This window comes from Exiguobacterium alkaliphilum 12/1, assembly GCF_000714435.1.
Taxonomy (GTDB): domain Bacteria; phylum Bacillota; class Bacilli; order Exiguobacteriales; family Exiguobacteriaceae; genus Exiguobacterium; species Exiguobacterium alkaliphilum.
In genome coordinates, this window is the sequence record NZ_JJMW01000023.1 from 1 (window position 1) to 9,429 (window position 9,429).

Here is a 9,429-nt window from a genome sequence, read left to right on the forward strand (position 1 = left end):
TCGCGGGGTGGAGCAGTCTGGTAGCTCGTCGGGCTCATAACCCGAAGGTCGTTGGTTCAAATCCAGCCCCCGCAACCAATTTTTAAATGAGATAGCGAAACGATAACGTTTCGTGTTTTTTTTTGTCTAAAATGGAGTGTACAATGAGTACGTATCGCGACAACCACTAAAGGAGAAACATTCATGTATACATTGATTACCCATTCCGCGGCTGAGACGCAAGCGGTGGCGGAAAAACTTGCCACACTGGTCACGGCCGGAACGGTCATAACATTGAACGGGGACCTCGGTGCCGGAAAGACGACGTTCACGCAAGGGTTCGGCAAAGGCCTCGGCGTGAAACGGAACGTCAACAGCCCGACGTTCACGATCATGAAGCAATACCAAGGGCGCTTGCCGCTCTATCATATGGACGTCTACCGTCTCGAAGATACCGGGGACGATATCGGTCTTGAGGAGTACATCAACGGGGACGGCGTCGCCATCGTCGAATGGTCGAACTTGATTGAGTCGTCGCTCCCGGCTGAACGGCTCGCCATCACGATTGAGCGTGTCGGCGATGAAGAAAGACGGTTGACGTTTGAACCGGTCGGACAGAAGTACGAGACGATCGTCAAGGAGGTGCTCGCATGAAGCAGTTGATGATTGATACGGCGACGACACGACTGTCGGTCGCGCTCAGTGAGAACGGCACGATTCAAGCCGAGGCGACGGTCATGGTGTCGAAAAACCACGCCGTCACGCTCATGCCGATGATTGAGCAGCTCATGGCAGCCGTCAAATGGACACCGGCTGAACTTGAGCGCATCATCGTCACGACTGGACCGGGCTCGTACACAGGCATTCGCATCGGGGTGACGACGGCGAAGACGCTCGCCTACACGCTCCAAATCCCGCTCGTCGGTGTCTCGGCACTTCGCCTCATGGCGGCGGCACCAAACACGGATCTCCCGGTCGTGTCGCTCATCGACGCACGACGCGGAAACGCCTATATCGGATATTACCAGCATAATGAGCCGCTAACTCCGGACGCCCATGCGTCCGTTGAGACATGGCTCGAGACACATATGGAAGGGGCGTTCGTCGTCGTCGGTGACGTCGAACCGTTCCGTGACGTCTTGGCAAACTATTCCTATCAAGAAGCGCCAGCCGCCCACTGCTATGGACGCGCGAGCGACCTCGTCGCACTCGGGGAAGAGACGCCGGACGTCCACGCGTTTGAGCCGGAGTATCTTCGTCTCGCTGAGGCGGAGGCGAAGTGGCTCGAGGGACAGAACAATGGCTGATATCAAAATCCGCCGTATGACGTGGCTTGATGTCGAAGAAGTGACGGCCGTCGAGGAGGCCTCGTTCGCGATTCCGTGGACGAAAGAAGCGTTTATGAACGAGATGCTTCGAAACGAACAAGCGATTTATTTTGTCGCCGTCCAGGACCGCCGTGTCATCGGCTTCGCCGGGGTCTGGCAAATCGTCGACGAGGGCCACATCACGAACATCGCCGTCTTGCCGGAATTTCGAGGTCAAGGCGTCGGGAATCAATTGCTTCACGCGCTCGTCACATACGCCCGTTCGCAGTCGCTCGCCGCGCTCACGCTCGAAGTGCGCGTCTCGAACGTCGGCGCCCAGAAGCTGTACGAGCAGTTCGGCTTCGAGTGTGCCGGTCGCCGCAAGCGCTACTATCAAGACAACAATGAAGACGCCTTGATTTACTGGGCGAAGTTAGGAAGTGAAACCGAATGAACACATCACTCATCTTGGCAATCGAGTCGAGTTGTGATGAGACGTCGGTCGCCCTCGTGAAGGACGGCAAGACGCTCTTATCGAACGTCGTCTCGTCGCAGATTGAAAGCCATAAACGGTTCGGCGGCGTCGTGCCCGAGGTCGCCTCGCGCCATCACGTCGAACGGATCACGTACGTCATCGACGACGCCCTCAGTGAAGCCGGTGTGACGATGCAAGACGTCGACGCCGTCGCGGTCACGCAAGGTCCTGGACTCGTCGGGGCGCTCCTCGTCGGCATCAGTGCCGCCAAAGCGCTCGCGTTCGCTCACAACAAACCGCTCATCGGGGTGCACCATATCGCCGGGCATATTTATGCGAACGATCTCGTCGAAGAGATGGACTTTCCGCTCGTCTGCCTCGTCGTCTCAGGTGGTCATACCGAGCTCGTCTATATGCCAGAACATGGCGTCTTCGAAGTCATCGGTGAGACGCGTGACGATGCGGCCGGTGAGGCGTACGACAAAGTCGCCCGGACGCTGAGCCTCCCTTATCCAGGCGGACCGGCCATCGACCGTCTCGCGGCGAGCGGGGAAGACACGTACAAGTTCCCACGCGTCCGACTCGAGCCAGGCAGCTTCGATTTTAGTTTCAGCGGGCTGAAGTCATCGGTCATCAACGCCGTCCATAACGCCGAGCAACGGGGCGAGACGATTATCCCGGAGAACTTGGCGGCAAGCTTCCAAGCGAGTGTCGTCGAAGTGCTCGTCGAGAAGGCGATTCGTGCCGTGAACGAGAAAGGTGCGAAACAACTCCTCGTCGCCGGCGGTGTCGCGGCCAACCGTGGCCTGCGGGCCGCGCTACAGGCAGCGGCTGACCAAGAAGGCATCCGCCTCGTCATCCCGCCGCTCGCGCTTTGTGGGGACAACGCCGGCATGATCGGGGTCGCGGGACATCACGCGTATGTGCGCGGGAAGCGCGATACACTAGCGATGAATGCGGTTCCTGGGTTATCCTTAGAAGAGAGCATGACAGTCTAGGGGGAAATAGAGACATGACGAAACGCATCATCATTGGCGGGCTCGTCGTACTGCTCGTCGTCGCGACGTTTTTGCAAGTACGAGAGATTATCCGCGCCTACAATATCGCCTATCAAGAAGAAATCGTGCCGGAAGCGACGCGTGTGCGTTCGCTCACCGGGGCCGAATCGCTTGAAGGCATCAGCCGGGTCACGGGCGAGAACACGCTCGTCGAAGCGCTGTATGGGTATAAGAACATGGACGACCAAGACATCGAGAGCGTCCTCGTCGTCGATCGCAACTTAGGGATTCAACCGAAGGCGAGCGACGCCTACTACGAACTTTTCCCGGGACGCGAGGCGACCGAGGAAGAGGCGGCGCAGTTCGAATCGCTCATCGCTGAGTTCGATGAGCAACAGCTGTTCGCCCAAGTCATCTCGACCCATGAAGCACGCTACGTGACGAACCGGGAAGAAGCGATGACATTTTACAAAGTGTTCGTCCGTGACGTCGACACGAACGAATACGTCTTCTTCATCACCGAAGACGGCACGAAACTCGACTTCCACACACGCGGCTTCTTGCCACTGCGTTATTTCTAAACAAAAAGGGAAGCGGACTCCATTCGAGGAGAACGCTTCCCTTTTTCATGCTTCTGGACGATGTTTTTTCTGTTTATACCACATATTCACGCGGCTCACGATGAAGACGAGGAGCGCGAGCACCCACATGAACAGTGTCGTTTGATAGAAGTGGAACCAGACCGACCCGGGTGCATAAAAGCTATGCACCGTCACGTCGACCGGCCAGACGACGAGGCGGATGAAGAGCGTGCTCATGAGCAATCCACTCAGGAGACTGATGAAGATGCCGCTCCACGTCTGGATGATGAAGCCGATGACGACGGGCAAGAAGTAAAACACGATTGTCGGGACGATCGTCGATTCTCCACGGATGAGCTCGGACACGAATTCAGTCCCGGTCGGCACGATGAAGGCGAGACCGGTCAAAAACGCATGCAACCAGTCGATCCGCAGCGCACGGGACCGCATCATGAATGGAGCTCCTCCCATTCCGCATACAGTGCCGTGATTGACTCTTTCGTCGCGTCGGACTCGCTCGATAGCTCCTGTGCCCGCGCGAAGTCGTTGAAGACGTCCGGCTCGCAAAGGAGCTGTTCAATCTCTTCGAGGCGCGCCTCGTGCTGTTCAATCGTGAGCTCGATCTCTTCGATGCGCTGTTTTATTCGACGCTCCTCACGTTGTTGTTCCTTGTCGGCCCGTTGCTTTTTGACGACGACTTGTTTCGTCTCAACGCGTGCGAGCCGGGCCAGTTCTTCGAGTTCTTCTTTCTTCTCGACGTAGTACGAGTAATCACCGAGGTACTCGTCGATCCCGTTCGGCGTGATCTCGAGGACCCGCGTGGCGAGCCGGTCGATGAAGTACCGATCGTGCGAGACGAACAGGATGGTGCCGGGATAGTCGAGGAGCGCGTTCTCGAGAATCATCTTCGAGTCGAGGTCCAAGTGGTTCGTCGGCTCGTCCAAGATGAGCAAGTTCGGCTGTTCGAGCTTCAGCTTTGCGAGCGTCAAGCGGGCCCGTTCACCGCCTGACAGTTCGTGGACCCGTTTCATAACGTCGTCCCCACTGAAGAGGAACTGGCCGAGCAGGCTCCGTACGTCTTGCTCGCGCATGAGCGGCCAGTCGTTCCAAATCTCGTCGATGACGCGGTTCTTATCAGACAGATTCTGTTGCTCCTGGTCGTAGTAGCCGATTTCGACGCCGGTCCCGTAACGGATGTCGCCGGTGAGCGCCGGCTGTTGTTTCGTCAACACTTTCAAAAGCGTCGACTTGCCGACCCCGTTCGGGCCGACGAGGGCGACCGATTCGCCGCGCTGCAGCTGGAAGCGCAGGTTTTGAGCGATCGGTTCCTCATAGCCGATGGCGAGGTCGCTCCCGCTCAACACATCATTCCCGCTCTGGCGCTTAATCGTGAACGAGAGGACGGCGCTGCGTTCGTCGCCGTCCGGTGCGTCCATCCGGTCGACCTTCTCGAGTCGCTTCCGGACGCTCTGGGCACGCTTCGTCGTCGTCGCCCGGGCGATGTTACGTTGGATGAAGTCTTGCATCTTGGCGATTTCTTCTTGTTGCGACTCGAACTGCTTCTTCTCTTGCTCATAGAGGGCCGCTTTCTGTTCGAGATACTTCGTATAGTTGCCGACGAAGCGGCGGCTCCGATGACGCGACAGTTCATAGACGACCGAGACGACCCGGTCGAGGAAGTAGCGGTCGTGGGAGACGATGAGGACGGCCCCTTTATAGCCGCTCAAGTACTTCTCGAGCCACGCGAGCGTCTCGATGTCCAAGTGGTTCGTCGGCTCGTCCAAGATGAGGAGGTCCGGGCTCTGGAGGAGCATCTTCGCCAAGGCGAGACGCGTTCGTTGCCCACCCGAGAGCGTGTCGATTTGACGGTCGAAGTCGTCCGGATAGAACCGCATCCCGTGTAGCACCGAGCGAATCGTCGCTTCATATTGATAGCCGCCGCGATCCTTGAACGTATGTTGTTCCTCGTCATACGCGGCGAGGAGCCGTTCATAGGCGTCCGCATCGTTCAAGATGCGTTCACTGCCCATGTCTTGCTCCATCCGTCGGAGCGTTTGTTCTTGCTCGATTAAATCGGTGAAGACGGTGAGCATTTCGTTCCAGATCGTCTCGCTCGATTCTAGCCCGGAGTCTTGGGCGAGGTAGCCGATTGTGACGTCTTTTGGCTTCATGATGTCGCCTGAGTCGTAGTTATATTCCCCGGCGATGACTTTGAGGAGCGTCGACTTGCCGGCACCGTTCCGGCCGACGAGGGCGACACGTTCACCTTCTTGAATCTCGAGTTTGACGTTCTCTAAAATCGGCTCGACGCCGAATGATTTCGATAAGTTGTTGACTTGCAATAGGATCAAGTGAAAAAACCCCTTTCTCTGTATTTAGTATACTGTATTTTTTAGTCTTTTCAGGTATATTCATTGAGTGGTCATGTGAATTCGTTTACAATCAAGGTGTATGAAATCAGATTCGTGTGTAACGTGTCGTAAAAAGGAGGCTCTTTCCGTTGAGTCAAAACGAACCAAAGATTCCGCAAGCGACAGCCAAACGGTTGCCACTATATTATCGGTTTATCCAAAGCCTGCATTCATCAGGCAAACAACGTGTCTCTTCTGCCGAACTGAGTGAGGCGGTCAAGGTCGATTCGGCGACGATTCGCCGCGACTTTTCGTACTTCGGTGCGCTCGGTAAAAAGGGATATGGCTATAACGTACAGTATCTGTTAGACTTTTTCCGAAAGACATTGAACCAGGACGAAATCACGAACGTCGCCTTGGTCGGGGTCGGTCATCTCGGGACAGCTTTCGTCAACTATAACTTCCTTAAAAACAATAACACACATATCGTCGTCGGGTTCGATGCAGACGAGACAAAAGTCGGCACGACGATGTCCGGTGTCCCGATTCATCACGTCGATGAGATGGAACAGATCATGAAGCAAAACAAAATTGATGTCGCCATCCTCACGGTCCCGTCCGCCTATGCGCAGCCGGTCGCCGATGACTTGGTCCGCTTTGGCATCAAAGGGATTTTGAACTTCACGCCGGCTCGACTTACGGTGCCGGACACGGTCCGCGTCCATCATATCGACTTGTCGATCGAACTCCAGTCGCTCATTTACTTTATGCAACACTATCCATCTGCTGAGGGGGTCCATCAATAATGGAATTACTAGCATCGTCACTCGTCGTCGGGATTCCGGGGGGAGCAAGTCTCTTCATTATCGCGATTATCGCGCTCATCATCTTCGGGCCGAAGAAGTTGCCTGAGTTCGGCCGTGCGGCCGGACAGACGCTCCGTGAATTTAAAAATGCCACGAGCGGTATGATGAACGAACATGATGAAAAAGACAAGAAAGATTCTGAGAAGAAAGAGCAGTAATCATGAACCATCAACCTGATCAAGAGCGGGCGCTGTCCGACCACTTGACAGAGCTGCGGAGACGACTGATGCTGTCGGCATTTGTCGTCTTTGCCTTCTTTTTGGCCGCTTTGCCGAGTGTCAAATACGTGCTCGCCTATCTACAGGCGGACCTCGTCGAACGAGGACTAGAGCTGAACGCCTTTGGGGTCGCGGACCCGCTCATGATTTATTTGAATTTGGCGCTCGTCATCGGTCTCGTCGCGGCCAGTCCGTTTCTACTGTATCAACTGTGGGCGTTTGTCGCACCTGGTCTGCATCCGAACGAGCGGAGAGGGACGCTCGCCTATATCCCAATCATCTTCATCTTGTTCCTCGTCGGTCTCGCGTTCGCCTACTATTGGTTGTTCCCGCTCGTCCTCGACATCTCGACGAACCTCGGGCAAGACCTCGGGCTGACGCAAATCATCGGGGCGTCGAACTACTTCACGTTCCTCTTGCAACTCACGATCCCGTTCGGCCTCTTGTTCCAACTGCCGGTCGTGACGATGTTCTTGACGCGCATCGGGGTCGTGACGCCGTCTTTCTTATCAAAGATTCGGAAGTACGCCTACTTCGCGTTGTTCGTCATCGCGGCGTTCATCACGCCACCTGACTTGACGTCGCACCTCATGGTGTCGCTACCGCTCTTCTTCCTGTATGAAATCAGCTTGTCGATTTCACGCGTCACGTATCGCGGGGTGCTCAGACGTGAGAAGGAAGCGCAAGTGAAAGAACAGATGGATTTGATGAAACAGATGAATGAGAAGTGAGCATCGCGTTCTTGGACGCGATGCTTTTTTTGAACGAGTAAGTGTGACGTCACCGTGGTAAGATAAGGAGACCATCAACGATTCAGGGAGGACAGGTCATGTGGGAATATTACGGGGATGCGCTCATCGCAGTCGGCGTCTTGACGACGGCCTTACTTATCTGCGCACTTCATTTTTTACGGTCGTCGCGTAAGCGAAGACTGACGCTTCCGCTCCTTCTCGGGGGAATCGGCTATACACTGTTCTTGATTGGTCTCGTCTTCATCCGAGGCTGGGACGGGATGGGGTGGAGCTTAGTCGGATTTAGTCTATACGCTTTCGGGCTCATCCTTTATATCGGCGTCGCCATCTATCTTTGGCTCAAACAGCGGCGCCTATCCTCTTGACCATCCTGTAAAAGGGATGGTTTTTTCGTGTCACGAGTGACGTTCAAACTTTTGACATAATTACGTGAAAAACTGAGCATAGTCATTGTCAAACATCCTTGTGAAATAGTACACTAAGTTTAGAAATCAAATGTGATATTTATCACATAACTAAACTTGCCAACCACTCAAAGGAGAGACTACCATATGAAAATCGCAGTCATCGGATGTACACACGCAGGAACAGCAGCCGTCAAAGGCTTACTCGCCAAGCATGACAATCTCGACATCACTGTGTATGAGCGCAACGACAACGTCAGCTTCCTCTCGTGTGGGATCGCCCTTCACGTCGGTGGTGTCGTCAAACGTGCCGAAGAGCTCTTCTATGCGTCACCGACCGAGCTCGAAGAACTCGGCGCGACGATGCGCATGAAGCACGACGTATTGAACATCGACACGGAAGCGAAGACAGTCCATGCGAAAAACCTCGACACGGGAGAAGACGTCTATGACACGTTCGACCGTCTGATTGTCACGACTGGTTCATGGCCGATCGTCCCGACACTTCCTGGCATCGAGATGACTGGGATTGAGCTCTGCAAAAACTATGGCCACGCCCAGCGCATCATCGAGCGGGCGAAAGATGCGACGAACATCGCCGTCATCGGTGCCGGCTATATCGGTGTCGAGCTCGTCGAGGCGTTCGAAGTGTACGGCAAACACGTCACGTTCATCGATAGCGCCGACCGCATCTTGAACAAGTACCTCGACAAATCGTTCACGGATCAACTCGAAGCGGACATGACGTCACGAGGGATCGACCTCGAGCTCGGCCAGACGGTCGAAGCGTTCCGTGGGACAGATGGGAACGTCACGCACGTCGTGACCGATAAAGGTGAGTTCGAGGCCGACCTCGTCATTCTCTGTGTCGGTTTCCGCCCAAACACGGGACTTCTTCAAGGCCAAGTCGACATGCTCGGAAACGGCGCCATTATCGTCGACGAGTATATGCGCACGAGCAACCCGGACGTCTTCGCGGCTGGTGACAGCTGTGCCGTCTATTACAACCCGGCGCGCACACATGCCTATATCCCGCTCGCGACGAACGCTGTCCGCATGGGAACGCTCGTCGCTGAGAACTTGATCGCACCGCGTGTCCGTTATCAAGGGACGCAAGGAACGTCAGGTCTTCGCCTCTACGATTGGAACATCGCCTCGTCAGGTCTCACGGAAGAAGCGGCCGGCATGTTCGGTCTTGATGTCGAGAGTGTCGTGATTGAAGACGCGTACCGTCCGGAGTTCATGCCGACGGCTGAACCGGTTCAGTTCAAACTCGTCTATGAAGTCGGCACGCATCGCGTCGTCGGTGGACAAGTCCTCTCGAAAGCGGATATGACGCAAGCGGTCAACACGTTGTCGCTCGCCATCCAAAACGAGATGACGGTCGAAGAACTCGCCTATGTCGACTTCTTCTTCCAACCGCACTACAACAAGCCATGGCACTTCATCAACAGCGGGGCGCTCGCGGCGATGAAAGATAAAGTCAACGCATAAAAAA

12 protein-coding genes and 1 tRNA gene are annotated in these 9,429 nt (G+C 55.3%); 11 read left to right on the forward strand and 2 right to left on the reverse strand.

All coding sequences use genetic code 11. The annotated features are described in order from the left end of the window. The first annotated feature begins 1 nt into the window (after position 1). The 6 genes from RT52_RS05970 (at position 2) to RT52_RS05995 (ending at position 3,340) form a co-directional block, all read left to right on the forward strand. Positions 2-78: transfer RNA gene (locus RT52_RS05970), tRNA-Met, on the forward strand. Between the two features lie 105 nt (positions 79-183). Continuing rightward, a complete protein-coding gene (tsaE, locus tag RT52_RS05975; protein WP_034815834.1) occupies positions 184-633 on the forward strand; it encodes a tRNA (adenosine(37)-N6)-threonylcarbamoyltransferase complex ATPase subunit type 1 TsaE in 450 nt (149 codons plus the stop codon). After that, entirely contained in the window at positions 630-1,286 is a 657-nt protein-coding gene (gene tsaB / locus RT52_RS05980) for a tRNA (adenosine(37)-N6)-threonylcarbamoyltransferase complex dimerization subunit type 1 TsaB (RefSeq protein WP_034808374.1), read from the forward strand. The genes tsaE and tsaB overlap by 4 nt, the downstream gene beginning before the upstream one ends. Next, positions 1,279-1,740 carry a ribosomal protein S18-alanine N-acetyltransferase gene (rimI, locus tag RT52_RS05985; RefSeq protein WP_034815835.1) on the forward strand — a complete coding sequence of 154 codons (462 nt, stop codon included), beginning with the start codon at positions 1,279-1,281 and terminating at the stop codon, positions 1,738-1,740. The genes tsaB and rimI overlap by 8 nt, the downstream gene beginning before the upstream one ends. After that, positions 1,737-2,759 carry a tRNA (adenosine(37)-N6)-threonylcarbamoyltransferase complex transferase subunit TsaD gene (tsaD, locus tag RT52_RS05990; protein WP_034808371.1) on the forward strand — a complete coding sequence of 341 codons (1,023 nt, stop codon included), beginning with the start codon at positions 1,737-1,739 and terminating at the stop codon, positions 2,757-2,759. Before rimI ends, tsaD begins: the two co-directional genes overlap by 4 nt. A gap of 14 nt (positions 2,760-2,773) precedes the next feature. Then, the gene (locus RT52_RS05995; RefSeq protein ID WP_034815837.1) at positions 2,774-3,340 is read left to right on the forward strand and encodes a hypothetical protein; all 567 of its coding nucleotides are present in this window, start codon (positions 2,774-2,776) and stop codon (positions 3,338-3,340) included. Positions 3,341-3,385: 45 nt separating this feature from the next. Here the strand turns inward: RT52_RS05995 and RT52_RS06000 are convergent, their stop codons facing one another. Continuing rightward, a complete protein-coding gene (locus RT52_RS06000) occupies positions 3,386-3,793 on the reverse strand; it encodes a hypothetical protein (RefSeq protein WP_034815839.1) in 408 nt (135 codons plus the stop codon). Then, a complete protein-coding gene (locus RT52_RS06005; protein ID WP_034815841.1) occupies positions 3,790-5,691 on the reverse strand; it encodes an ABC-F family ATP-binding cassette domain-containing protein in 1,902 nt (633 codons plus the stop codon). The genes RT52_RS06000 and RT52_RS06005 overlap by 4 nt, the downstream gene beginning before the upstream one ends. A gap of 149 nt (positions 5,692-5,840) precedes the next feature. Between RT52_RS06005 and RT52_RS06010 the strand changes: the two genes are divergently transcribed. The 5 genes from RT52_RS06010 to RT52_RS06030 all read left to right on the forward strand — a co-directional run bounded on the left by RT52_RS06010 (position 5,841) and on the right by RT52_RS06030 (position 9,425). After that, positions 5,841-6,497 (forward strand): redox-sensing transcriptional repressor Rex, encoded by a 657-nt coding sequence (locus tag RT52_RS06010; protein WP_029596207.1) that lies wholly within the window; start codon positions 5,841-5,843, stop codon positions 6,495-6,497. Then, positions 6,497-6,715 (forward strand): twin-arginine translocase TatA/TatE family subunit, encoded by a 219-nt coding sequence (tatA, locus tag RT52_RS06015; protein WP_034815843.1) that lies wholly within the window; start codon positions 6,497-6,499, stop codon positions 6,713-6,715. The genes RT52_RS06010 and tatA overlap by 1 nt, the downstream gene beginning before the upstream one ends. 2 nt (positions 6,716-6,717) lie before the next feature. Beyond that, the gene (tatC, locus tag RT52_RS06020; RefSeq protein ID WP_034815845.1) at positions 6,718-7,506 is read left to right on the forward strand and encodes a twin-arginine translocase subunit TatC; all 789 of its coding nucleotides are present in this window, start codon (positions 6,718-6,720) and stop codon (positions 7,504-7,506) included. 98 nt (positions 7,507-7,604) lie between these two features. Next, positions 7,605-7,892, forward strand: a complete 288-nt coding sequence (locus tag RT52_RS06025; protein ID WP_034815847.1) for a YesK family protein — start codon at positions 7,605-7,607, stop codon at positions 7,890-7,892. Between the two features lie 186 nt (positions 7,893-8,078). Beyond that, the gene (locus tag RT52_RS06030) at positions 8,079-9,425 is read left to right on the forward strand and encodes an FAD-dependent oxidoreductase (protein ID WP_034815849.1); all 1,347 of its coding nucleotides are present in this window, start codon (positions 8,079-8,081) and stop codon (positions 9,423-9,425) included. The last annotated feature ends 4 nt before the right edge of the window (positions 9,426-9,429 follow it).

Bases quoted from the DNA above. Each gene is read 5' to 3' on its own strand.
- tsaE (WP_034815834.1), top strand. From the start codon at position 184: ATGTATACATTGATTACCCATTCCGCGGCTGAGACGCAAGCGGTGGCG.
- tsaB (WP_034808374.1), top strand. From the start codon at position 630: ATGAAGCAGTTGATGATTGATACGGCGACGACACGACTGTCGGTCGCG.
- rimI (WP_034815835.1), top strand. From the start codon at position 1,279: ATGGCTGATATCAAAATCCGCCGTATGACGTGGCTTGATGTCGAAGAA.
- tsaD (WP_034808371.1), top strand. From the start codon at position 1,737: ATGAACACATCACTCATCTTGGCAATCGAGTCGAGTTGTGATGAGACG.
- RT52_RS05995 (WP_034815837.1), top strand. From the start codon at position 2,774: ATGACGAAACGCATCATCATTGGCGGGCTCGTCGTACTGCTCGTCGTC.
- RT52_RS06000 (WP_034815839.1), bottom strand. From the start codon at position 3,793: ATGATGCGGTCCCGTGCGCTGCGGATCGACTGGTTGCATGCGTTTTTG.
- tatA (WP_034815843.1), top strand. From the start codon at position 6,497: ATGGAATTACTAGCATCGTCACTCGTCGTCGGGATTCCGGGGGGAGCA.
- tatC (WP_034815845.1), top strand. From the start codon at position 6,718: ATGAACCATCAACCTGATCAAGAGCGGGCGCTGTCCGACCACTTGACA.
- RT52_RS06025 (WP_034815847.1), top strand. From the start codon at position 7,605: ATGTGGGAATATTACGGGGATGCGCTCATCGCAGTCGGCGTCTTGACG.
- RT52_RS06030 (WP_034815849.1), top strand. From the start codon at position 8,079: ATGAAAATCGCAGTCATCGGATGTACACACGCAGGAACAGCAGCCGTC.